Source organism: Corynebacterium hansenii, assembly GCF_030408795.1.
GTDB classification, from domain to species: Bacteria; Actinomycetota; Actinomycetes; order Mycobacteriales; family Mycobacteriaceae; genus Corynebacterium; species Corynebacterium hansenii.
Genome location: NZ_CP047211.1, coordinates 885,486 through 910,458, shown reverse-complemented (window position 1 = coordinate 910,458; position 24,973 = coordinate 885,486). Strand labels below are relative to the sequence as shown.

Annotated in this window: 15 protein-coding genes and 1 pseudogene; 10 read left to right on the top strand and 6 right to left on the bottom strand. The window is 68.5% G+C overall.

Annotated features, from left to right (window positions below; all coding sequences use genetic code 11):
• The first annotated feature begins 86 nt into the window (after positions 1–86).
• Positions 87–671 (top strand): HD domain-containing protein, encoded by a 585-nt coding sequence (locus CHAN_RS04075; protein WP_290292063.1) that lies wholly within the window; start codon positions 87–89, stop codon positions 669–671.
• Here the strand turns inward: CHAN_RS04075 and CHAN_RS04070 are convergent.
• Positions 658–4,062 (bottom strand): exonuclease domain-containing protein, encoded by a 3,405-nt coding sequence (locus tag CHAN_RS04070; protein WP_290292061.1) that lies wholly within the window; start codon positions 4,060–4,062, stop codon positions 658–660. The genes CHAN_RS04075 and CHAN_RS04070 overlap by 14 nt on opposite strands.
• A 180-nt stretch (positions 4,063–4,242) precedes the next feature.
• On the opposite strand from CHAN_RS04070, the gene CHAN_RS04065 reads away from it, so the two are divergent.
• From CHAN_RS04065 to CHAN_RS04055, 3 genes are all read left to right on the top strand, one after another.
• Positions 4,243–6,093, top strand: a complete 1,851-nt coding sequence (locus CHAN_RS04065) for a GmrSD restriction endonuclease domain-containing protein (RefSeq protein WP_290292059.1) — start codon at positions 4,243–4,245, stop codon at positions 6,091–6,093.
• A 287-nt stretch (positions 6,094–6,380) separates the two neighbouring features.
• Positions 6,381–7,583 carry a Gfo/Idh/MocA family protein gene (locus CHAN_RS04060; protein WP_290292057.1) on the top strand — a complete coding sequence of 401 codons (1,203 nt, stop codon included), beginning with the start codon at positions 6,381–6,383 and terminating at the stop codon, positions 7,581–7,583.
• A 126-nt stretch (positions 7,584–7,709) separates the two neighbouring features.
• A complete protein-coding gene (locus CHAN_RS04055) occupies positions 7,710–8,624 on the top strand; it encodes an SDR family NAD(P)-dependent oxidoreductase (protein ID WP_290292056.1) in 915 nt (304 codons plus the stop codon).
• Positions 8,625–8,762: 138 nt separating this feature from the next.
• On the opposite strand, the gene CHAN_RS04050 is transcribed toward CHAN_RS04055, so the two are convergent.
• Together CHAN_RS04050 and CHAN_RS04045 are read right to left on the bottom strand one after the other, a co-directional pair.
• Positions 8,763–9,239, bottom strand: coding sequence for a DUF302 domain-containing protein (locus tag CHAN_RS04050; RefSeq protein ID WP_241485426.1), 477 nt, complete (start codon positions 9,237–9,239; stop codon positions 8,763–8,765).
• A 161-nt stretch (positions 9,240–9,400) separates the two neighbouring features.
• A complete protein-coding gene (locus CHAN_RS04045) occupies positions 9,401–10,939 on the bottom strand; it encodes a hypothetical protein (protein ID WP_290292054.1) in 1,539 nt (512 codons plus the stop codon).
• 195 nt (positions 10,940–11,134) lie between these two features.
• Between CHAN_RS04045 and CHAN_RS04040 the strand changes: the two genes are divergently transcribed.
• The 4 genes and pseudogenes from CHAN_RS04040 (at position 11,135) to CHAN_RS04025 (ending at position 18,810) form a co-directional block, all read left to right on the top strand.
• Positions 11,135–12,655: a protein adenylyltransferase SelO gene (locus tag CHAN_RS04040; RefSeq protein WP_290292051.1), complete on the top strand. Its 1,521-nt coding sequence runs from the start codon at positions 11,135–11,137 to the stop codon at positions 12,653–12,655.
• 1,488 nt (positions 12,656–14,143) lie between these two features.
• Positions 14,144–15,181, top strand: a pseudogene (locus CHAN_RS04035) (PTS transporter subunit IIC); the annotation flags it as partial.
• Between the two features lie 380 nt (positions 15,182–15,561).
• Positions 15,562–17,178, top strand: a complete 1,617-nt coding sequence (locus CHAN_RS04030; protein WP_048742840.1) for a Re/Si-specific NAD(P)(+) transhydrogenase subunit alpha — start codon at positions 15,562–15,564, stop codon at positions 17,176–17,178.
• Between the two features lie 3 nt (positions 17,179–17,181).
• Positions 17,182–18,810: an NAD(P)(+) transhydrogenase (Re/Si-specific) subunit beta gene (locus tag CHAN_RS04025; RefSeq protein WP_290292047.1), complete on the top strand. Its 1,629-nt coding sequence runs from the start codon at positions 17,182–17,184 to the stop codon at positions 18,808–18,810.
• Positions 18,811–18,984: 174 nt separating this feature from the next.
• On the opposite strand, the gene CHAN_RS04020 is transcribed toward CHAN_RS04025, so the two are convergent.
• Together CHAN_RS04020 and CHAN_RS04015 are read right to left on the bottom strand one after the other, a co-directional pair.
• Positions 18,985–19,221 carry a hypothetical protein gene (locus CHAN_RS04020; protein ID WP_290292045.1) on the bottom strand — a complete coding sequence of 79 codons (237 nt, stop codon included), beginning with the start codon at positions 19,219–19,221 and terminating at the stop codon, positions 18,985–18,987.
• A 59-nt stretch (positions 19,222–19,280) separates the two neighbouring features.
• The gene (locus CHAN_RS04015) at positions 19,281–20,975 is read right to left on the bottom strand and encodes a glycerol-3-phosphate dehydrogenase/oxidase (RefSeq protein ID WP_290292043.1); all 1,695 of its coding nucleotides are present in this window, start codon (positions 20,973–20,975) and stop codon (positions 19,281–19,283) included.
• A 301-nt stretch (positions 20,976–21,276) separates the two neighbouring features.
• Here CHAN_RS04015 and CHAN_RS04010 point away from each other — a divergent pair, with 301 nt between their 5' ends.
• Positions 21,277–22,929, top strand: coding sequence for an FAD-binding oxidoreductase (locus CHAN_RS04010; protein ID WP_290292041.1), 1,653 nt, complete (start codon positions 21,277–21,279; stop codon positions 22,927–22,929).
• Complete coding sequence (locus CHAN_RS04005; protein ID WP_241485428.1) at positions 22,919–23,917, top strand: diacylglycerol kinase family protein; 999 nt, start codon at positions 22,919–22,921, stop codon at positions 23,915–23,917. The genes CHAN_RS04010 and CHAN_RS04005 overlap by 11 nt, the downstream gene beginning before the upstream one ends.
• A gap of 66 nt (positions 23,918–23,983) precedes the next feature.
• Here the strand turns inward: CHAN_RS04005 and CHAN_RS04000 are convergent, their stop codons facing one another.
• Complete coding sequence (locus tag CHAN_RS04000; protein WP_290292036.1) at positions 23,984–24,883, bottom strand: L,D-transpeptidase; 900 nt, start codon at positions 24,881–24,883, stop codon at positions 23,984–23,986.
• Positions 24,884–24,973: the final 90 nt, after the last annotated feature.

The following is a 24,973-nucleotide window of genomic DNA, read 5'->3' as shown; positions in this document are numbered from 1 at the left end:
TACCATGAAATCCACTGGTGGGCGCAGCCGAACTCGACCACCATGGGCCCGCGCACCCGCCGCGCGATCGCACCTAATCTGGCCCCATGACGGACTTCTCCGCGCACCCCGACGCCATGATCCGCGCCGCCCACGCACTCGCCGCCCGCGCGCACCGCGATGACGTTCGCCCGGGCCCCGGCGGCTCCGACGAACCGTACCTGCGCCATGTCGAGCGCGTCGCCGAAATGGTCGACGCCGTCGGAGGCTCCCCCGACATGGTCGCGGCCGCTTTGCTTCACGACGTCGCCGAGGATCATCCGGAGCTCTGGGAGGAAGAGCGCGGCCGGCTGGACGCGGGCGTCGTCAAGCATGTCGAAGCGGTGACCCGCCGGCCCGGCGAAAGCTACCCGGACTTCGTCGAGCGGGCGGCCGCCGGCGAGGAATCCCGGGCGATCAAGCTCGCCGACGTCCGCGACAACCACGGTGGCCTGGGCAATCTGCCGACCGCCACTGCGGCGGAACGCGCCCGCGCGGAAAAGCTGCGCGCGCGGTACGGGGCGGCGCTGAAAAAGCTGGAACCGACGGAAAAGCTGGAGCAGCCGGAAGAGCCGGAGTGGCCGGAAAAGCTGGAGCGACCGGGTTCGCTGAGGAAGCAGGAACCGGACGGCGGCCGGTTCACAGCTCCCTGACCAGCTCGGCGAGGTCGTCGTCGCGCCGGTGCCGGAAGCGGGAGACGGTCTTTCGGCGTGCTGCATCAGCCGGCAGCCCCACGGCCTCGTTGACGGCGGCGAGCGCCTCGTCGACGTCCGCGGCGTCGCACACGTCGTCCAGTCCCGTGGCGTTGAGGAGCTCGGCGACGCCCGTGAGCCCGTCCCGGCGAGGCGTCGCCGGCACGACGTCGAACTCTTCGCCGAAGACCAGCCACACCCGATCCCCCTCGGCGCACCCGAGGTCCTCCATGAAGCGCGAGACGGTGCCCGTCGAGGTCGAGACTCCCGACCACGAGAGACGCTGCGGGCCAAGCCGGCTCGGCAACTCCGCGGCCTGCCCGTACCGCAGCCCGTGCACGGCCACCACGCCGCCGGGCACCCCGGTCCCCGAACCGCGGAGATGATCGCGTGTGACGGTGACCAGCAGCCTCCACGCGCCGTCGCGCAGGTACAGCGCCTTCGACTCTTCGGGCGTGGCATCGATGTCGACCTCGTCGAGGTCCTCGGCCAGGCGCACCATGCCATCGGCCACGGTGAACTCGGGCGTCGCGGCGTAGGCGTGGACCGACCCGGGCTTCACGCCCAGCTCGGCGGCCTCGGCGGCCAGCCCGTCCAGCGGCACCTCGCCCGAGTCGGATTCCGCGATCCGGCGTTTGATGAAGTCGACGATCGACGTCCACTCCTCCATCTCCCATTCGGCGAGCGCCCACGTGTCGACGGCGCAGCGCCGCGTCAGATCGGAGACGGACAGGGCGTTGACGATGGAGCGGGGCGACCGATCCGGGATCAGCTCCGTCAGCTGGTCGGTGGTCAGGGGCTCGCCCGCCAGCGCCAACTCGGTGGCCGCGCGTTCCGGGATGCTGCCGATCCCGGTCAGGATCATCCCGTCGCGGACTTCGCACCTGGTCGTCGCGGCCAGGCGCGCGGCCAGCGTGTCCTCGCGGAGCCCGACGGCTTCGGCGACCTCGGCCACGCCCGCGATCCCGTGGCGGTCGGCGTTCGCCGCCAACGCCGCCGCGATCCGGTCGTCCACGTCCCCGGCGAGCAGCCAGCCCTCGTCCACGCGCCACTCGGGGGCGCCGCCGTCCGCGGTCAGCGGCAGCAGATCCAGCAGCGTCGAATTCGCGCAGTCCGGGTGCCGCCGGAGGCCCGGCAGCGCGGCCGCGATTTCCTCGACGGGCGCGCACGGGCCGAAACGGTGCGCGACGGCGGAATGAACGAGCCCGCACGCCGGTCCCGCCTCGCGGAGATCACGGCGGAGCGCCGCCTCCAGCTGACGGATGCGCTCGCGCGTCACCCCGAAATCCTCCCCGAGCTCGGCGAGCGTTTTGCCGTCCATGATGCGCCCATCGAGGATCGCCGCCCGCCTGAGATCGTCCACGCCGACGGCACGATCGATCTCGGCCAGCGCGCGGCCGATGACCCGCTCGGCCGGGTCCCCCACGGTCTCCAGGGCGTCGCGCACGATCTCCGGCAGGGCGGCGGGGGGCTCCTTTTCGCTTGACGACGGCCACCCGCCGACCAGCGCGGCCCACCCCGCCACGATGTCGGCGGGGTCCAGTTCGTCCGCGGCGACGCCCTCGGGTTCCCCGTCCACGCCGTAGAAATCCGAGGCGACGTCCGGGGTTTCCGGGTGGCCGTCGAGAAGCTCGGCGTCATCGATGGCCTGGAGCACCGTCGCGTAGACGAACGACCGAACCTTCACCCGGCCGACGTGGCGCAGATCCCGGAGGTCCTCCACCGAAGCGGCGAGAGGTTCCGGGTACGCGGTGAACCAGGTCATGGTGGTCTTCAGGCCGACGTCGACCCCTTCCGGCCGGGTGGCGGGGTCGAGCACCGGCGACATGGCGTGCAGCGGAGCATCGGCGCGCGACGACAGCCACGTTTCGACGATGTCCGACGCATCGGCCACGCGGTGCGGGACATCGGCCGACCAGGGGAAAAGCCGCCCGAGGTCGAGGATCGCCGAGTCCGCCGCGTCCGCCGCGTCCGCCGAGTCGACGGCCGACGTGGCCGCGACGTCCTCCGCGGCTTCTCCTTCGCCGCGTTCGCGGGGCTCCCCGGTCTCCTCGGTCTCCCCGGGCGCCGGCATCGCGGCGAGGGCCTTCGCGAACTCGCGCTCGCCGATGATCGGCACCCCGATCTCGCGGGCCTTCTTCGCTTTGCCGGACCTCGATTCAACGTCGGCGGCGACGAGGACCCGGCTGCGCCTGCACACCCCGCCCACGTCGAGCCCCGCGTCGGTGGCGCGGCGCTCCCATTCTTCGCGGGAAATGGCCATCGCACCGGTGAACGTGACCCGGTCGCCCGGCCGCAGGACGACGTCGACGAGCTCGCCGCCGGACTCTTCATCGTCGGCTTCTGCGCTTTCGCCGTCCCCGTCCCGGCTGACGACGCGCCACTGCCCGAGCGGTTCGGCCAGCCACACCGACGCCGCCGCACGGCCGACGGACAGTTCGTCCGCGATGGCCAGCAGCCGTTCCCGCTCTTCCGGGGTCACGACGCCATCGGCCCACGCCTCGATCGAGACCTGCTTGAGGTACTGCTCGTGGAGGGCGGCGACGTCGTCGTCGGAAAGCTCCAATTGATGCGCCGCATCCAGCAGGCGCGCGATTTCATCGGCGTCGAGGCGGTCATCGACCATCGCGTCGGCGAGGAGCCCCATGTACGCGTCGGCGGCCTCGTCCCCGATGCCCGGGGCGGCGGCCGTGATGCGGCGCATCCAGTCGTCGGACTCGGCTTCGGTGTCCTCGTCGTCGGCGAACAAGCCGTCGTCACGCACCAGCAGCGGCGCGGTCGACGCAGGCAGGACCGCGAGGTCGAAGTCGTCGAACCGGAGGGGCTCGACGTACTCGAGGTCGGCGGCCATCCACGGGAGCAGGTGCTCCAACAGGTGCGCGGTGGCGTCGGCGTCGGACAGCGCGGAATGCGCGGCGCCGTTCGTCACGCCGATGCTGTCCAGGCACGCGGAGAGCTTGTACGAGGGGCCCGGCAGGATGTTCTTCGCCGCCGCCACCGTGTCCAGCAGCCACGCGCCGGATTCGGGCAGCTCCAGTCCGGCGCGCGCGAATTCGAGGGCCAGGAACCGCTTCTCGAACGACGCGTTGTGGGCGACGATGACGCGGCCGTTGAGCAGGTCCGCCACTCGCAGCGCGACGTCCTCGAACAGCGGGGCGTCGACGAGATCCGACGGGGAAATGCCGTGGACGAAGCCGTTGTCGAAACCGCGGTTCGGCTGGACCAGCGTGCGCCAGCGCTTCTGCACCTTGCCGGCGGAGTCCGTCAGCACCACCCCGATTTCGATGATCCTGTCCGAGTTGGAGAATCCGGTGGTCTCCAAGTCGATGACGGCAAAGGAGTGGTCGCTCATGTCGGGCCTCGGCTGCTTCTCGCGGGGACGGTGCGGGCCAATGATGAAATGGCCGGGACTTCCGGTTATATCCCACCCCACGCTCTCGGGCAGCGGTGCGCGGGCCCGGACGGGGGCACGTGAATTCACCTAACCTGGCGGTATCCAAGTCTTCGATGCGACCGAGCAAGGACGTATGCCATGGGTTTCGAAACGCCCCAGTACCCCCTCTCGGATCTCCTGCGGAAAGTCGAAACCGGCGAGATCCAGCTTCCCGATTTCCAGCGCGGCTACAAGTGGGACGAAGAGCGAATCCGGGCTTTGCTCATCACCGTTCTCCGCGGTTACCCGATGGGCTCCCTGATGGCTCTCGATACCGCCAACTCCATGGTCCGGTTCAAGCCGCGCCCGATCACCGGAGCGCCCCCGGAGGCAGCCAAAAACGAGCCGTCGCTCTTGATCTTGGACGGGCAGCAACGGCTCACCTCGCTCTTCCAGTCTCTGTGGGGCGACGGGATAGTCGAAACCGAAACGGACCGCCGAAAGAAGGTCCAGCGCAGGTACTTCCTCGACCTGAACAAGGCGCTCGAATCCGAGGAAATCCCCGACGATGCCGTGTTCATGACTCCGCCCGACGGTGTGATCCGCTCGAATTTCAACCGCGACATCGACCTCGATCTATCGACGGAGGACAAGTGGATCGAGCATCTATGCGTCCCCATGTCCTCCATCTTCTCGGGAACGATTCACTCGGTGTTGGCGAAGGTCGCCGCCTCCGAGGGAAACGCGGAACTGCAGACCAAGTTTTCGAACCGAATCATGAATCCCCTCATGCAATACCGGCTGCCGGCCATCAAACTCGACAGAGAAACGCCGAAGGGCGCCGTGGCGACCGTTTTCGAGAAGGTGAATACGGGCGGGCTGCCCCTCAACGTCTTCGAGTTGCTGACGGCGACATTCGCCGGTGACGGGGACTACTTCGAGGAGCACGGGCACGATTTCCGGCTCGTCGACGATTGGAAGAAGACGGAAGAAATTCTCCGATCCAGCCCGGTTCTGGAGTACGTGGGCCGATCCGAGTTCCTGACGGCGGTGACGCTGCTTGTGAACCACGACCGCCCCGGTCGCACTTCCGCACGACGGGAGGACATCCTTCGCCTCGATCTCCGTGATTACGTCGCGGCGGCGGATCGGATCCGGGGCGCGCTCAAATGGGTCGCCGCCTTCCTCAAGCGCAACAGGATCCACACCGCATTCGACATCCCCTACGGGACCCAGCTGATTCCGCTGCTCACGATCCGCGCGATTCTCGGTGAACGGGCCGATATCCACGGAGTTTTCGAGCGGATTTCCCAGTGGTATTGGTGCGGCGTGTTGGGCGAGATGTACGGAAGCACCACGGAAACCCGTTTCGCCTGGGACGTCGATGAGGTACCCGAATGGGCCACCGATGAAACCGGCGAGGTTCCTCTGCCACACACGATCAAGCAGTCCAGTTTCGTGGAGTCCCGCCTGGTCAGCCTGAAAACCCGCAACGCTGCCGCATACAAGGGGATATACGCCCTGCTCATGCAGCACGAATGCCAGGACTGGGCGACCGCCCGGAACTTCAACGACGCGACGTTCCTTGACCTGGACGTCGACATCCACCACGTATTCCCCCGAAAGTGGTGCGACGACAAGGGCATTGACCCGCACCTCCGGGACAGCATCGTCAACAAGACTCCGCTGGGTCGGGCCACGAACATTGCCATTGGCGGATCATCTCCCCAGGATTACGTGCCGAAACTTGAAAAGCGGGCGCGGCTAGATTCCGAGAAGCTGGACGCCATCATCGCGTCACATCAGATCGCCCCCGAAACACTGCGCAACGCGGACTTCGTCAGCTTCTTCACCGACCGTCGCCGCCGCATCCTCGCATTGGTGGAAGCTGCGATGGGCAAGCCCGCCCAACGCGACATCGACGACACCGAACTCCTGGGAGGCCTCGAGGGCCCCGCGGAATTCGAGGAAGAAAACGGCGACACCACTTCGCCGACCCTCCCCGTCTAGCTGTTGCGCCTCGGCGGGTAGCGAGCGCCGCCACCGGGGCACCAGCTCACCCGGCGCAGCGCACCCGCTCATTAACCCACCCCGAACCCGCTTAACCCACCCGTCATGACAGGTGGGTTTCACAATTCGGGGTGGGTTAGCGACGGAGGTTGTGGTGGCGAAGCGCAATTCGGGGTGGGTTGGCCAAAGGGGCCGCGGCCGACCGGGCCGGCCTCGCCGGGATCGCGGAAAACAGCTGGCGGCTCGATCATGGCGGCGCCTCCGCAGCGTCGGTACCGTCGGCGATGATGAGCGACATTAACCAGACCTCAGCCACCTCCGACGCCCCCTTCCGCTTCGCCGTCGTCGGCGTCGGCCAAATCTCGCAGCAGGCGTTCATTCCCGCGCTGCGCAGCCTGCCCGATGCCGTGATCGCCGCCGTGGTGACCGGCTCGGACGAGAAGGCGCGGGCCGTCGCCGACCGCGAAGGGGCCGGCGCCGCACCCGACGACGATCCGGGCACCGACGGCCGGGCCACCGCCGACGACGTCGCCGTCTACGCCTACGACGAATTCCCGCAGCTGCTCGAGCGCGGCGACATCGACGGCATCTACGTGGCCACGCCGGTGTTCCGGCACCGCGAGTTCGCCGAGCCCGCGCTCGACGCCGGCATCCCGGTGCTGCTGGAGAAGCCGATGGCCGACTCCGTGGCGGACTGCGAGGCGATGATCGCCGCCTCCGAACGCACGGGCGCGACGCTGATGGTCGCCTACCGCATGCACCAGGACGCCTACATGGTCGAGCTGGCGGACATGGTCGCCCGCAGCGCCATCGGCGACACCCGCACGTTCACCTCGACGTTCAGCCACGACATCGCCGAGGGCAATCACCGCGGCCACTCCGGCTTCTGGGGCGGACCGGTGCCCGATTTCGGCGCGTACCCGCTGAACATGGTGCGCCACCTCTTCCGCGCCGAACCCACGCACGTCCACGCCATGGGAGTCAGCTCGCGGGGCCGCAACTTCGATTTCCGGGACGGCGTCGGCGTCACGCTGCGCTTCCCCGGCGATCGCATCGCGCAGTACACGCTCAGCTACAACGGCGCGAACCTGGACACGTTCCAGCTGGTCGGCGCGAAGGGCACCATCACGTCGGACTCCTGCTACGGCTTCGCGCCGGAACCGCCGCGCAACTGGACGCTGACCACGGACCGCGGCTCGCGGCGCCACGTCGCCGATTCCGTGGACCAGTTCGCGGGCGAGACCCGCTACTTCATCGACTGCGTGTGCGCCGGCGTCCGCCCCGAGCCGGACGGGCGCGAAGGGCTGGCCGACGTGCGCATCTTCGCCGCCATCGAGGAGTCGCTGCGACTGGGCCGCGAAGTCATCCTGCCGCCGCGGCAGTTCGGGCCGGGCCTTGGCCGCAACCAGATCCGGGCGATCCCGCCGCGGCCGGCCAATGAGATTCCGGGCGACGGCGACCTCGTCGACCAGACCCCGCAGGATCGTTGACCGCCTGAACCTTTCCTCCGCGCGACTGCCGGACGGCCAGCGCGTCAGTTGGGCGGCCAGCGCGACAGTTGGACGGATGGAGGAAATCTGCAACGGTCCGCGCATGGCTCCACTAGCGTTCGGGCCATGAACGCTTCATCCCCCAAATCCAAGAATCCCGTACGCAAGGCCGCCGTCGCCGGGCTCGTCGGTGCCGCGGGCCTGGCCGCCGCGTCCTCCGCCGGGCTCATCGGCCGCCCCGAGGCTCCCCGCGGGCCGCGGCGCGTCCTCATCACCGGCGCGGCGTCGGGTTTCGGCCTGGAACTGGCGAAGCTCTTCATCGCGCGCGGCGATCACGTCATCGCGACGGATCTGCATGATGCGGCGAACGAGGCCGTCGCAAAGCTCGGCGACAACTGCACCTACCGCAAGCTGGACGTGACCTCCGACGAGGACTGGGCCGCGGCGGCCTCCGAGGTCGGCGCGGTGGACGTGCTGGTGCTCAACGCCGGCATCGCGGTCGGCGGCGCGATCGAGAACGTCAGCATGGACACGTGGCACCGGGCGCTGGAGATCAACCTGCTCGGCGCGGTGCGCGGATGCCGCGCGTTCGTGCCGTTGCTGCCGCGCGGTGCGCAGATCGTCATGACCGCTTCCAGCGCCGGCCTGGTCCACGCCTTCAAGATGTCCACGTACAACGCCACGAAGGCGGCCGTCGTCGCCCTGGCGGAGACGGTGGACTTCGAGCTGCGCGACCGCGGCATCACCACGTCGGCCATTTGCCCGCAGTTCTTCCGGTCGAACCTGGCCAGCTCGCTGAGCGGCGACGACGCCGAGGCCGACGACTTCGCCCGCACGCTGCTGACCAAGGCACCCCTGACGGCCGCCGAGGTCGCCGAGCGCGCGATGCGGGGCATCGACGCCCGCCGCCAGGTGATCACCCCCGACCGCGGCGCGACCGTGAGCTGGTACTTCAAGCGTTTCGCGCGCCCGCTGTACCTGACGGTGATGCGCCGGGCGGGCGAGGACCCCCAGCGCCTGGGCAAGCTGCTGGGCAGGTAGTTTCCGCTTGACGACGACGCGGCGCCGGAGAAATCCGGCGCCGCGTCGTTTTTCGCCGTGGGAGCGGGGCCGCCCGCGATGGCGGGGCGGCTGCTCCGGCGAGCCTTTAACTCCAGCGGGGGTTACTTCAGCGGGGGTTTACTTCAGCGAGTCGATGATGGCGGTCATCATCTTGGTGGCCTCGGCCATGATGTCGTCGAGGCCTTCGACGCCGGCCATCTCGCCCATGGCGGAGGGGTTGAGGGCGGTGACGCGGATGGCGTCGCCGCCGTGGGCGAGGTCCTCGCGGACGACGACGTTGCAGGGCATGACCAGCGAAATGTCGCGGGAGGCGTCGAGGGCCTGTGCGGCGAAGGTCGGGTTGCACGCGCCGAGGATGAGGATGCGCTCGATGTCGCGGTCGATCTTCTTCTTCAGCGTGGCGGTGACGTCGATTTCGGTGAGGACGCCGAAGCCGCCGTCGGCGATGGCCTGGCGGGTGCGGTCGGCGACCTCGTCGAAGTCGCCGTGGACGATGGTGCCGATGCCCATGCGCTCCGCGGCGTCGACGCCGGCGTGGGGGTCGGCGCCCTGGGTGTTGCCGGTGAAGTTCGGTCCTGCGGTGTTCTCGGCCATGATCGCTCCTTGTCCCGTCGCCGTCGGCGGCGACATGTCGGCTTGATGGCGCCCATCATACCCCCTAGGGCATACCGTGTCGAGGGTTCACCTGACGCCACCGGACGAGCACCGCATGGGCACCCCGCGGACACCGCATGGGCACCGATGGGGCGAGGCGCTCATTCGGACAGCAGCGCATCGGGGAGGTTTCCCCAGCGCAGGCGGACGACGTGCCGTGCGGTCTCCTCGTCCATCCCATCCTCCATGCACTTCTCCACTTCGCCGCTGACGCTGCGCCGCGTGACCCCCTCGACTTCCGCGAATGGGTCTGCCAGCAAGTCGACCCAATCCTCCGCCTCTTCGCGGGTCGCGGATCTGAACAGACCGGATTCCAGCGCCATTTCCTCGAGGACGGGATCGCCGAACCACTCATCCATCGCCGGGTAGTACAACTGCCAGCCCGCGGCGCCGAACCGGATCAGGCAGGGGTCGACGTCGTTGCCCTCCTCGTCTTCGACGAAGTAGACCCACGTGGCATCGATGATCGACGACTCCGCGGGCGGTTCCACATCGAAGAGGCTGAACAGCGGCACGTCTCCGAGGTTTTCGCCGGCGTCCTCCGCGTCGCGCCACACCCCGTCGACGTCGTCTTCTCCGGGCTCCTCGGAATCTTCAAGCCCCTGGGACGCGTCGCCGATGACCGCTTCATCCCACTCTTTTTCCCACTCCTCCGGAGCCGCTCCTTCCTCCTCGTCCGCGTCTTCCCCTTCCTCGCCGTCCTCCCCTTCCTCGTCTTCGTCGTCCCCGTCGTCTTCATCTTCACCTTCGTCGTTTCCCCCGAACAGAATGCCGAAGTTGATGCCACCGTATGACTCGCCACCGGCGTCGCCATCCGGATCGTCGCACTCGTCGAACTCGTCGTCTTCGTCAAAATCGGCGTCGTCGTCGAACTCATCGTCCTCGGCATCGTCGTCATCGTCGAGGCCTTCGCCCGCCAGCTCCTCGAGTTCTTCGATCTCCTCCATGAACTCGCGGAATCGCTCCGCCGGCAGGCCATCGACCATCGGAAGATCCGGAAGCCCTTCCGTGCGCGCGAGCACGTTGACGGTGTCGCCCCACATTTCGTCGACGTAGCGCTCCGCCAACTGCAGATCCACGGCGAAGTCATTGATGAGCCCACCCCGGGCGGCTGCGAGGGCCTCCGTCTCATGGAGCCTTTCTCCGACCCACACGGCGACGTCGAGCATCGCCGAAGAGCGGGAGCGGTAGAAGTCCATGCCATCGCCGGACGGGGCGCCGTTCGGCCCCGTGCCCTTTCCATCCGGCGGCCCGATGAAGCGGGTGAGCAAGCGCAGGTCCGGGTCGATCAGCTCGAAGAGCAGCCGTGCCCGGTCCACGTGCGGCGCGCACCCGACGAAGAGCCCGACCGTCGGAGCGTCCTGCGTCAGCGACCCGATCCACGCGAAGGAGCAGTGCAAACTACGCGCGATCTTCGTCGCCAACGCCGCGCGCTCCCACCGGTAGGCCTGCGTCAGCTGCACATCCCGGACCAACGGCCGTTCGCGGGCCTCCAATTCATCCTCGGAGAGCTGCCACTTCGGCTGCGTCGTCCGCCCCTGCTCCGCGAGCAGCCCGAACGCGACCTGCATGTGCAGCTCCATGTTGCGGGTCTCGTCGTCCGCGTCCGCCCATGCGAACAGTCGCTTGACCTGCTGCATCAGGTGAAGATCCATGGCGGGCACTCGCTTTCGCTCTCCGTGGCCGCGGCCGGTTCCGCGGCGTCGCCCGCAGACTATGCGGCGCGCCGGATCGCCCACCGGCTCCGCCCGCACGGTCGTTCGAGATCCATGCCCGGCCTCGGCCGCCACCACGGGCTTCCGCGGGCGATGGCGGGCCATCCGTAGACTCGACCCATGTCACAGACGAACGAGCCGACCGCCACCCCCGACCCGCCCGTCCGCCTGAACTCCGATTTCGCCGGCGCCACGCCCGAAATGGCCATCGACTGGCCCGCGCAGGAGTACCCGTCGCCCGAGATCGTGGTGCTCAACGACGCCCTCGCCGGCGAACTCGGCCTCGACCCCGAGTGGCTGCGCACCCCCGACGGCATCGATTTCCTGCTCGGCCGGTCCGACCCCGCCCCCTACCGCACGGTGGCGCAGGCCTATTCGGGCCATCAGTTCGGCCAGTTCGTGCCCATTCTCGGCGACGGCCGCGCGCTGCTGCTCGGCGAGATCACCGACCGCGACGGCAGTCTGCGCGACATCCACCTCAAGGGCTCCGGCCCGACGCCCTTCGCCCGGCGCGGCGACGGCCTGGCGGCGCTCGGCCCGATGCTGCGCGAATACCTCGTTTCCGAAGCGATGCACGCCCTCGGCATCCCCAGCACCCGGTCGCTGGCGGTCATCGCCACGGGTGGCCGCGTCCAGCGCGAACGGGCGCTGCCCGGCGCGGTGCTCGTCCGCGTCGCGGCGAGCCATCTGCGCGTGGGCTCCTTCCAGTTCGCGCGGGCGCATTGCGGCGACGACGTCGTCAAGCGGCTCATAGACCACGCGGCCTCCCGGCACTACCCGGATCTGCTGGCCCTTCCCGAAGACAAGCGTCCGCTGGCCCTTTTTGATGCGGTCGCGAAGTCGCAGGCGAACCTCGTCGCGGCGTGGCTTGGCGCCGGCTTCGTCCATGGGGTGATGAACACCGACAACATCACCGTCTCCGGCGAGACCATCGATTACGGCCCATGCGCCTTCCTCGACGCCCACGATCCGCGCGCGGTGTTCAGCTCCATCGACCGGCAGGGCATCTACGCCTACGGCACCCAACCACGGGTGCTGGAGTGGGATCTGGCCCGGTTCACGGAAACCCTCGCGCCGCTTTACGACGCCGACGCCGACCGTGCCCTGGCGCTCGCGCGGGAGCACCTGTCCGGGTTCAGGAAGCTGGTCGACGGCCGGATCCTGGACACGTGGAAGACGAAGCTGGGGCTGGACCCCGGGCGCGACGCCGATTCGGCGGCCGCCACCGCCGTGGCCGAGGAGTGGCTGGCGATGCTCGGCGACGACAACCCCGACCACACCCTCGTCCATCGGGCGCTGACGGACGTGGCCGGGGGCGGCGACGAGACTGCGCTGCTCGGCCACTTCGCCGATGCCGCCCGCACGAAGGAATGGCTGGGCACCTGGCGGGGCCTGTCCCCCGATGCCGGCCTGATGCGGCGGGCGAACCCGATCTACATCCCGCGCAACCACCTGGTGGAAGAGGCGCTGGCCGCCGCCGGCTCGGGAGACGCCAACGAGCCCCGCGACCTCCGGCCGTTCGATGCGCTGCTGGCCCGGATCACCGCCCCGTACACGCCCAGCGGCAACCCCGACGACGAACGCTACGAACGCCCCGCGCCCCCGGAATTCGGCGAGTACACGACCTACTGCGGGACGTAGCCCTTTGGCACTAGAATTAAGATGCAACTCCAATAGAAAGGAAGACGTTGACCACTTCAATTCCAGAAAAAACCCTAGAACATTGGCTAAGCATGAACATTTACGACCATTTCAAGGGACACGTGGACCTATGGTGGAAAACCTCAGGAGAAGATATCACCGTATGCCCGACAGGAATTCCCGGGAAGGAAATATGGATCGAAGTTAAGACTTCACAATGGGACGACACTAGAAACGTCCACACTGTAAAAATAGACCTAGAACAACTGCGTGCCTATAAATATTCCAAGTACCCCATCTATTACGCATTTCCAATTCCCCCATGGCAGAGGCCCCTGACCGAAACGAGTATATTACCACTCCCCAGTACACAATCCCATATTCGCGCACCAAAGCTTGGATTCACTCAAATCTCACCGTACGATCTGGGCACATGGATCAAGGTGATCCCCGCTCGAGATATTGCCAACTTTTTGACCCCCTAGTCACAAGTCCAAATTCAAAAAAGTGCAACACTTCTCTCTTCAACATTTCACGGACCGCAAAGCTTGAATACGTCACACTGGACTTCCTGGAAATGGAATACAAGAAAACAGATGAATAATCGCCCAACTAGCATGATAAGCTGGAAGGCATTTTTACAACAGCTCCAACTTTGCGGATCCTCCAAATATCCATCTATCGTTTCACTCCCGCCGGGCGCGATACAACAAAACGCCGCGAACTCCGATATCAATATCAAGGGAAAGGAAATGGCAAACCTTTTATCACTACCCGCCAGCCAGATCCAAGTGGAAAAAGGCGAGTTAATTCACTACACGTCATTCCAGGAACGTCACGAAGAGGGACAGGAGTCCACAGAATCAGTTTTCAAACGCATCGACCGCCCATTACTTCCGGCCCGAATTCGCAGCAGAAGACTCATGCACATGTCAATCCATCCGTCTAGCTTTGTACGATAATTTGTTCCAACATTGCAATTACTGGCAGAATGCTTGCTTCGCCTAGCATCACAGGTCACGACTAGTACCACACTCGACAAGCCGGGGAACGCTTCACTTCCCCACATTTCTTAGATGCCTACGAATTGTGATCGAGGTATAGATGACGATCACTAACAACGCATTGACAACACGGCCTGCCAGTAATCGCTTCGCGACTCGAATGGATGCGACGGATTCCTAAGTTCCAGATAGCCAGCCATAATCAAAAGTCCCCATTGGCGGAGCACCTACACCACCTGGAGTCACCATCGCAATCGAGGCCAACTATGGTTTGATCGTCTTTGCCCCAGTTCGCCTCCTACGGCGAACGACAAGTTCTCCGGCAAACCGCCGCCGCAACACAACACGTCATTTCGCGACGCTTTCCTGTCCATCCAGGTACACAGTGCAATGCGAGTGGTGATCAACTGCCCAACGCAATCAGCTTCTGGACTTCGCCGTTGCCCGTGACCGCTATTTGACCGCGAGAGGACTTTACGCACTCTTTGTCACCGCCGGTTACATCGCCGTCGGCTCCGCCGTGGGCGGGCGCGGCGAGAAGCGGTCCCGCTCCACCGAAGAGCTCAAGCTGCCCGAGGGCCTGCGGTTCCTGCGCGACTCGATGGTCGCCACCGCCCTGTCGATGGTGCTCATGTACGTGATCCTGGCCGTGATGTACCTGGTCCGCGCGGGCTCCGAGGAAGCGTTCACCGCCTTCGAGGACGGCGCGAAGGGCGTCGGCAATTACCTGATGATGTCCGTCACCCAGGGCCTGCAGTTCGGCGTCGCCGTGGCCGTCATCCTCTTCGGCGTGCGCACCATCCTCGGCGAGCTCGTGCCCGCCTTCCAGGGCATCGCCGCGAAGGTCGTGCCCGGCGCGATCCCCGCGCTCGACGCCCCGATCGTCTTCCCCTACGCGCAGAACGCCGTGCTGATCGGCTTCATCTCCTCCTTCATCGGCGGACTGGCGGGCCTGGCCATGCTGGCCGCGTGGCTCAACCCGATGTTCGGCGCCGCGCTGATCCTGCCCGGCCTGGTCCCCCACTTCTTCACCGGCGGCGCGGCCGGCGTCTACGGCAACGCCACCGGCGGCCGCCGCGGCGCCGCGCTCGGCGCATTCGCCAACGGGCTGATCATCACCCTGCTGCCCGCGTTCCTGGTCAGCGTCCTGGGCACCTTCGGATCCGAGAACACCACCTTCGGCGACGCCGACTTCGGCTGGGCCGGCATCCTCATCGGCTCGGTGGCCAAGCTCGGCCCCGTCGGCGGCGCCATCGGCATCCTGGTCTTCGCGGCCGTCCTGCTCGGCGGTGCGATCGCGGTGCAACGCAAGCTCGTCGACGGCCACTGGGATCCCGCGAAGCACCGCCCCACGGGCACCGCCGCCGCGGCGGCCGGAAGCGCTGCGGGTGCGGCCCCTTCCGGCTCGGCCACCGCCGGAAGCACCTCTCCGGCCTCCGCCACCGCCGGCACGTACCCGAAGATCGCCCCGCCGAAGGGAGCCCCGGCGCCGCCGGCGACGCTGCCGTCATCCGACGCATAGGCACCGCAGGCAGCACGCCGCCCGCACCGCCGGGCGCACCCCCGACACCGCCCGGCACCGGCTCCCGCGACCTCGGCTCGGGACACCCCCGCTTCCCTCACCCGTTTAACGGAGAGGGGGCCGCGGGGAGGAAAATCATCATCGTTGACGCACCCCAGCACCGTTATTCACGGGACCGCCGGACTCCACCCCACAGCGGCGTCGTCAAGCAACTGACTGAATCCAGAACCGTTTTTGGCGAAACTCCCACGAAACATACGGTCTTCATCTTTTAATAAGCAGACCGCACACGGCGGAGCATCGGTTTACCCCCGCTTCCCACATCACGGACCGCCGCACGCCCGTTTTTCACGTCCCGCAAGCACACTCAGGAGTCCACAGTGCGAATCGGAATCCCCATCGAACCGGATGTCCGGCAGCCGCTCGTCGCGGCGACGCCCGACACCGTCGCCAAGCTGATCAAGCTCGGCTACGACGTAGACGTCCAGTCCGGGGCAGGCGACCATGCCGCCTACCCGGACGATCTTTACGCCTCCGCCGGCGCCCGCATCGTCGGCGAGGACGTGTGGCGCGCGGACATCATCACCACCCTCGACGCCCCGCCGCGCGAATGCCGCAACCTCATGAAGCCCGGCGCGATGCTCGTGTCCCGCATGGCCCCGGGCCGCAACCCGGAGCTCGTCGACGAGCTGGCCGCGTCGCACTTCACCTCGCTCGCCATGGACGCCGTGCCGCGCCTGTCGCGCGCGCAGTCGATGGACGTCCTGTCCTCCATGGCCAACATCGCCGGCTACCGCGCCGTCGTCGAGGCCGCCAACTCCTTCGGCCGCCTGTTCACCGGCCAGGTCACCGCCGCGGGCAAGGTCCCGCCGGCCACCGTCTACGTCATCGGTGCCGGCGTCGGCGGCCTCGCCGCGATCGGCACCGCCAACTCCATGGGCGCCATCGTCAAGGCCACCGACCTGCGCCCCGAAGCCGGCGAGCAGGTCGAGTCCATGGGCGCGGAGTTCATCCCGATCCCCGTGGCCTCGGAGAAGTCCTCCGACGGCTACGCCAAGGAGATGACCGACGACCAGGCCACCGCCGCCGCGAAGCTCTACGCCGAGCAGTCGGCCGCCGCGGACATCGTCATCACCACGGCCAACATCCCCGGCCGCAAGTCCCCGCTGCTGCTGACCGCCGACGACGTCCGCGCCATGCGCCCGGGCAGCGTCATCGTCGACATGGCCGCGGCCAACGGCGGCAACTGCGAGCTCACCGTGCCCGGCGAAGTCACCGTCACCGACAACGGCGTGACCATCATCGGCCACACCGACCTCGCCGGCCGCCTGCCCGGCCAGGCGTCGCAGCTCTACGGCCAGAACATCGTCAACCTGTTCAAGCTGATCACCCCGGACAAGGACGGCACGCCGATCCTGGATCTCGACGACGAGATCATCCGCGGCATCACGGTCACGCTGAACGGGGCGTCGGCAAGCAAGGGCGGCGACGGCAACGTCGAGGCGGAGACCACCGGCGCCGCCACCGACACCCGCATCCTGTGGCCCCCGCCGCCGGTGCAGGTCTCGGCCACCCCGGCCGCCGCAGCGCAGGAGAAGCTCGCCGCGGCCGCCACCGCCGAAGCACCCGAGAAGGTCGCCTTCATGGGCGGCGCCAAGGCGAAGGTCGGGCTGGCGCTGGCCATCATCCTCGGCATCGCCGTGATCCTGGCCAGCCCCGCCACCGTCAGCGTCAACTACATGGTGCTCACCCTGGCCATCGTCCTGGGCTTCTACGTCATCTCCGCCGTCACCCCGCGACTGCACACCCCGCTGATGTCCGAGACCAACGCGATCTCCGGCATCGTGCTGGTCGGCGCGATCCTCGTGGTCGGCTCCGGCAACCTCGTGGTCAGCTCGCTGGCGTTCCTGGCCATCATGCTGTCGTCGATCAACATCTTCGGCGGCTTCACCATCACCGACCGCATGCTCGGCATGTTCCGCAAGGAGGAGGCGTAAACCATGAGCGCAATCACCGACATCACCAACGGCGCCACGCTCCTGGCCGCCGCGGCGACCGGCACCGAAACCGACGCCGTGCTCGACTGGACCAACCGCCTGTCCACCCTCGGCTACATCGCCGCCGCGCTGCTGTTCATCCTGTCGCTCGCGGCGCTGTCCAAGCCCGAGACCGCCCGCCGCGGCAACACGCTGGGCATGACCGGCATGGGCATCGCGGTGCTCATCGCCATCGTGCAGGCCACGGCCACCTCGGCCCGCGACACCACCGGCGAGCACCACGGCCCGCTGGTCACGCTCCTGCTCATCGGCCTGGCCATGGCGCTGGGCGGCATGTACGGCGTGTGGCGCGCCCGGTCCGTCGAAATGACCGGCCTGCCGCAGCTGATCGCCTACTTCAACGGCTTCGTCGGCCTGGCCGCCGTGTTCATCGGCTTCAACTCCTTCATGGAGGACGGCGGCCTCAGCGACGGTGCGCGCGCCTTCCACCTCGGTGAGGTGTACCTGGGCGTCTTCGTCGGCGCGGTGACCTTCTCCGGTTCCGTCGTCGCCGGCCTGAAGCTGGCCGAGAAGATCAAGGGCGCCCCGGTGCTCCTGCCGGGCCGCAACGTGCTCAACGTCCTGATCCTGCTGGTGTCCCTGGCGCTGATGGTCACGTTCATCATCGTCGGCGACGGCTCCATCGCGTGGACCGCGCTGGGCGTCATGACCGGCCTGGCCCTGTTCCTGGGCTGGCACCTGGTCATCGCCATCGGCGGCGGCGACATGCCGGTCGTCGTGTCGATCATGAACTCCTACTCCGGCTGGGCCGCCGCGTTCACCGGCCTGATGCTGGCCAACCCGCTGCTGATCATCACCGGCGCCCTGGTCGGCTCGTCCGGAGCGTACCTGAGCTACATCATGTGCCAGGCGATGAACCGTTCCTTCCTCAACGTGCTGCTGGGCGGCTTCGGCACCGACGGCGGCGCCATCGCCGACGGCGGCGAGGCCGGCACCCACACCGAGGTCTCCGCCTCCGAGACCGCGGACCTGCTGAAGATGGCCAACACCGTCATGATCACCCCGGGCTACGGCATGGCCGTGTCCCAGGCGCAGTACCCCGTCGCCGAGCTGACCCGCACCCTGCGCGAAGCCGGCAAGGAAGTCACCTTCGGCATCCACCCGGTCGCCGGCCGCCTGCCGGGCCACATGAACGTCCTGCTCGCCGAGGCCAAGGTCCCCTACGACCTGGTCCTGGAGTTGGACGAGGTCAACGACGACTTCGGCGACGTCGACGTCGTGCTGGTCATCGGCGCCAACGACACGGTCAACCCGATCGCCGAGCAGCCCGGCTCCCCCATCGCCGGCATGCCGGTGCTGAAGGTCTGGGAGGCCGAGAAGGTCATCGTGTTCAAGCGCTCGATGGGCTCCGGCTACGCGGGCGTGCAGAACCCGCTGTTCTTCAACGACAACACGGACATGCTGCTCGGCGACGCGAAGTCGTCGGTCGAGAGCATCATCTCCGAGCTGAAGTCCGGCTCGGGCGGTTCGGCCCCCGCCCCGGCGGGCGGCGCGTCCGGCGGATCCGCGCAGGGCACCCAGCGCGACGCCGGCGGGGCACGCCAGGTCCCCGCCTCCGTGCGGCAGAAGTAGGGCCGCCCCCGGGAAGCACCGAAGCGCCCGCGCCACCACATGGTGGCGCGGGCGCTTCGCCGTACGGGGCACAAAAAGGCCGGGGCGGCCGGGTCCTTCTCGGATCCGGCCGCCCCGGCCTTTCGCATTGTCGCGGTGACTGCGCCCATCGACGCTCCGCCGCGCTCCCCGCCTTTATCGGGCCCCGGGGACGCGGGCGGCGACGTTGGCCGCGCGCAGGCCGTTGTTGCGGGTCAGCGGCCCGGGCTCGGGCGCCGGAACGCCCCGGGTGGCCGCCATCTGCGCGGTCTTCTTCGCGGAGCGCTTCGAGCCCTTGGAGCCCTTCGCGGTCAGCTTGCGGATGACCTTCGCCGCAACGGCGGGCTTCTCCACGAGCACCCAATTGATTGCCCTGTTCCTGATGTCGTTCATCGTCGCGGAGATCCTCTTCCTCATCTCGTTCATTGTCCCGGCGGTCGCTTCCCGCCGGCCTAGTCGTCGCTCGCGACGGCGATGCCGTGCAGCTCGAGCACTTCCCGGGCGAACGGCGCCGCGGCCGCCCGGTCCTCGGCGATCATGCCGATGCGCGTGCGCCGGTCGAGGATGTCGCCGACGGTCAGCGCCCCTTCGTGCGTCACGGCGTACTCGAATTCGGCGCGGGTGACGTCGAATCCGGCGACGCGCCCGAGCGGGTCGGACACCGTGGCGGCGGCGACGACCTTCGGCGCCTCGTGCCCGAAGCGGGCGACGAGGGACTGCGGAAGCGCGGCCAGCTCGGCGTGCGACACGCCCCGGCTGCCCGGGTGTCGGGGAGCGCCGACCAGCGGCATTTCCTGCGTCGCGCACTCGCCGGCGCGCATGCCCCGGTCGTCGAGCACGAAGTCGACGGCCTCCTCCGCCATCAGGCGGTATTCGGTGAACTTGCCGCCGACGATGGAGATCAGCCCGTCGGCCGACTTCACCGTGGCATGCCGGCGCGACAGGTCGGCGGTCTTCGGCGCGTCCTCGCCGTCGGCGGGGCCGGCGCCCTCGGGCACGAGCAGCGGGCGCAGGCCGGTGAAGGCCCCGCGCACGTCGTCGCGGGTGACCTTGACGCCGAGCGCACGGTTGATGTTCTCCAGCAGGAAGTCCACGTCGCTGTCCGGCGTCGGGGGGACGTCGGGGATCTCGCCGGGGGTGTCCTCGTCGGTCAGGCCCAGGTACACGCGACCGAGCTGAGCCGGGAGGATGAACAGGTAGCGGCTGATCGACCCGGGCAGCGGCACGGTCAGCGCGCCGGTCGGGTTGCCGAACTTCTCGGCGTCGAACACCAGGTGGGTGCCGCGCGACGGGCGGACGCGGATGCCCCCGTCGAGCGTCCCGGCCCACACGCCGGTGGCGTTGACCACGGCGCGGGCGGGCAGATGGAAGCTGTCGCCGGTGAGCTCGTCGACGAGCGTCGCGCCGTCGCCGGTGGCGTCGACCGCCGAGCAGTGGGTGATCACGCGGGCTCCCTTCTCGGCGGCGGTGCGCGCGATGGCGGTGACCACGCGGGCGTCGTCGATCATCTGGCCGTCGTAGTTCACCCACGCGCCGTGCAGGCCGTCGCGCAGGGCGGCGGGCACCATGCGCAGGGTCTTGTCGCGGTTGAGGTAGCGCGAGCGCGGCAGGATCGTCGACGGGGTGCGGGCGGACAGGCGCAGCATGTCGCCGGCGATGTAACCCATGCGCACGGCGGCCTTCTGGATCAGGTTGGTGTCGTCGGCAAGCGGCGTGACCTGCGGCAGGGCGCGCACCAGGTGCGGTGCGATGTGCCGCATCAGGCGGCCGCGCTCGACGGCGGAGTGGTAGGCGATGCCGATCTCGAGCTTGGTCAGGTAGCGCAGGCCACCGTGGGCCAGCTTGGAGGACCAGCGCGAGGTGCCGAATCCGAGGTCGTGCTTTTCGACGAGCACGACGTCCAGCCCGCGGGTCACGGCATCGAGTGCGACGCCGACGCCGGTGATGCCGCCGCCGATGATGAGCAGGTCGACCGGCCGGGCGCCATCGGAGTCGGCCGCGGAAGCGTCGGCGGAGGCTCCGTCGGCTCCGTCGGCGCTGCCCCGCTTTTTCAGTTCGTCGAGCCAGGCGCGGCGGCGGGCCGCGTCGAGCGCGGTGGGGTCGTTCGGGGAGGTCGGTGCGGATGAGTTGCCGTTGGTGGTGTTCATCGACTCAAGTGTCCCTTCTCCGAGTCGGGGAGGCCGTTCCGCGGGGGATGCCCGCGGGGCAAACGCTCGGCTGCGTCCGCGCGATCGGTGCGCGCCGACCTCGATGATGACTCCAGATTGTCCCGAGCATTACAGTTTGTCAACAACTGTCACGCTCCAAAAATCACCCCCGCCTACCCCGCGCCGCCTGGCCGGCCCTACCGGCGCCTGCGATCATGATTCCGACCGCCACCCCCGGCGGACACCCCTGAACGAAAGTTCCCCTGGTTTCCACTTTGGGCCAAAGTGTAACATCCGGGTCATGGACGGTCACGAACACACCGGAGTCCCCCTTCCGCCGATGGAGTTCAACCTCTGGGGCACGCCCGGGGAGGCCAAACCGCTCTCCCACGGCGTGCACAAGTTGCTCGACGGCGTATTCAACGTCGACAAGCCCCTGCCGCGCATCCCCGAGGAAGACATCCTCATCCGCGAATCCATGCTCGGCACCGGCGACCTCGAGGCGCTGGCCGCGATCGTCGGCGCCGACCGCGTGAGCGGCGACAAGGGCCAAAAGCTGGGCCGCGCCCGCGGCAAGTCCTACCCCGACCTGATCGGCTGGCGCCTCGGCGGCACGCACGACGTCCCCGACGCCGTCGTCGCCCCCGCCACCGACGAAGAAGTCCTGGAGATCCTGCGGTGGGCCACCCGCGAGCGCGTCGCGGTGGTGCCCTTCGGCGGCGGCACGACCGTCGTCGGCGGCGTCGCTCCGGAACGCGGCGGCGCCCGTGCGGTGATCAGCCTGGATCTCGCGCTTTTCGACGAGCTCAGCGACGTCGACGCCGAATCCGGCCTGGCCACCCTCGGTGCGGGCCTCACCGGCCCCGCCGCGGAGCTGCTGCTGGCCGAGCACGGCCTGCAGATCGGCCACTACCCGCAGTCCTTCCCCTACGCCACCATCGGCGGCTACGCGGCGACGCGCTCGTCGGGCCAGTCGTCGGCGGGCTACGGCCGGTTCGACGAAATGGTGCGCTCCTTCACCATCGTCACCCCGTCGGGGATCCTCGAGGTCGGCGACGCCTCGCCGGCTTCCGCCGCGGGCCCGGACCTGCGCGAGCTGTTCCTGGGTTCGGAGGGCGCGTTCGGCATCATCACCCGCGTGCGCCTGCGCGTGCACCCGGTCCCCGAGGTCAAGCGCTACGAGGCGTTCTCCTTCCGCACCTTCGAGGAGGGCGTCGCCGGCCTGCGGGCCGTGGAGCAGGCGGGCGCCGGACCGACGGTGATCCGCCTGTCCGACGAAATCGAATCCAGCGTGAACCTCACGTCCGGCGATTCCATCGGCGATGCGTCGAAGGCGCCGGAGGGCTGCCTGTGCCTGACCATGTACGAGGGCACCGAGGAGCACACGGCGTCGCGCCACGCGGAGACGCGGGCGCTGCTCATCGCCGCCGGCGGCACGTCGGCCGGCGAGGGCCCGGTGCGCTCCTGGGAGCAGGGCCGCTTCGGCGCGCCGGTGCTCCGCGACGGCCTGCTGGACAACGGCGCCATCTGCGAGACCCTGGAAACCGCCACCGATTGGTCGAACGTGCCGCGCCTGAAGAAGGCCGTCACCCGCGCGCTGTCCGACACGCTGCGCGAGTCCGGCACGATGGCGTTGGTCATGTGCCATGTCTCGCACGTCTACCGCGAGGGCTGCTCGCTGTACTTCACGGTCATCGCCGCCCAGAGCCACGACCCGGAGGCCCAGTGGTGGGCCGCGAAGAACGCGGCCTGCCGGGCGATCGTCGAGGCGGGCGGCACCATCACGCACCACCACTCGATCGGCATCGACCATGCCCCGTACCTGCGCGACGAGATCGGCGACCTGGGCGTCGCGGTGCTGCGCGCGGTGAAGAAGGAACTCGACCCCGCCGGGATCATGAACCCCGGCAAGCTGCTCACCATCGACGCCCCGGAGGCCCCCGATGAACACTGACGGACCGGGTGCCGGCGACGCCGGGATGACCGCCGAGAACGAAACCGGGCCGGCGCACGGCCCCCACCCCGAGACGTACCGCGAGGGCAAGCTCGACGTCCGCCGCGTTGCGCTGATCAGCAACCCGAAGGCCGGCAAGGGCCGCACCGGCGACAAGCTGGCGAAGGCCCGCAATCGCCTGGCGGAGCTCGGCGTCGACGTCGTGCACATGCAGGGCTCCAGCCCGCAGGCGTCGCGCGAGCTGGCCGCCGAGGCCGTCGCCGACGACGCGATCGACGTCATCGCCTGCTGCGGCGGCGATGGCCTGGTGTCGCTGGTGCTGCAGGAGCAGGCGATGTCCGGCAAGCCCATCGGCATCATCCCCACCGGCACGGGCAACGACCACGCCCGCGAGCACGGCATCCCGCTGGATCCGGAGCGCGCGGCGGAGACCATCGCGGTCGGCCGTTTCCGGACCACGGACCTGGGCCTGATGAAGGGCCCCGGCTTCGAGGACCATTGGTTCGGCACCATCGCCATGGCCGGCTTCGATTCGCTGGTCACCGAGCGGACGAACCAGATTTCCTGGCCGACGGGCAAGTCGCGGTACGTGGCGGCCATCGCCATCGAGTTCGCCAAGTTCCATTCGCTGCCGGCCCGGCTGGTCATCGAGCGGGATCTGGTGCTCGACGAGAACCTGACCATGGTCGCCATCGGCAACACCCGGACGTACGGCGGCGGCATGAAGGTCTGCCCCACCGCCGACCCGACGGACGGGATGCTCAACGTGACGGTGCTCAAGCGCCTGTCGCGCCGCCGTGCCGCGATGAAGTTCCCCAAGATCTTCACCGGCGATTTCCTCAACGAGGAGGGCGTGTCCACCTTCCGGGCGTCGCACATTTCGCTGCGCATGGACGGCGTGACCGCCTTCGCCGACGGCGATCCGGTCGGCCCGGCGGATTTCACCGTCGAATGCGTGCCGGGCGCCGGCTGCTACATCGTTCCCTGAGGTGAAACGCGGGCGTCGCAAAGCAAGTGGTGTGCTTTGCGACGCCCGCGTCGTGCGTGCGGCGGCCTAGAAGGTGACCACGACGTCGTTGGGTTTGAGCACGTCGAAGAAGTGCGCCGCATCCGGCTCGGACAGGTGGATGCAGCCGTGCGAGTCCTGCGTCAGGTCGCCCTGGTGGAACGCGACGCCGGTGGAGGTGAAGTACACCGAGAACGGCATCGGCTCGTTGTCGAAGACGTAGCTGATTTCGTCGCGGACCTTGCGCTGGACGGTGAATTCGCCGCGCGGGCTTTCGTAGCCCGGCATGCCGGTGGTGGTGGGCACGGGGCCGCGGGTGATGCGGCCGTCCTCCTGCAGCCACGCCAGGCGGTTGTCCACGTCGACGCACGCGCGGGCGTGCGGCGGGCAGTTGTTGTGCACGAGCTTCCCGTCCGGCGTGAGGTTCCACGAGTGGAGCACGCCGTTGACGGCCTCGATGACGTCGGCCTCGGTGCGCGGCTGGGTTTCGGCGACGCGGTCGTGGATTTCGACGTTGCGCGGGAACGGCACGGGCACGCCCTGCAGGTGGCGCTGGATCATCTCGCCGCGGACGTCGGCGGGCAGCGGCTCGGGCGCGGCCTGGGGAGTCTGGTCGGCGGTGAGCACTTCCTCCGTGTCGCGCGGCATGTCCATCGCGATGGCGCCGACCACCCCGAGGACCGCGACCCCGAAGATCGCGGTGACGCCGGCGAGCACGGAGCGCCGCGGCACGGCCGAGGCCACGGGGGCGGGCGCCTGACGACGGCGCCGACGCGCCGCCCGATGCGCCGGACGGTCGGGATCGACCTGCACCCGCCACTGCTGCGCGCCGCCGTTGGCCCGGTGGCCGCGGGCACGGTGCTTCGCCGGACGGCGCTCTTCGGCGCGGCGGCGGGGGCGGCGCGCGTCGTCGATCGGGCGGCGGCGCGGTGCGGGTGAATGGGTCACGGTTCCAATGTACCGGGTCAGGCCGGGGTTTTACGATCCGCATCGAATTCGCGGGCGAATGGCCGCGTGATCGAACCCGGTGCCCGCCCC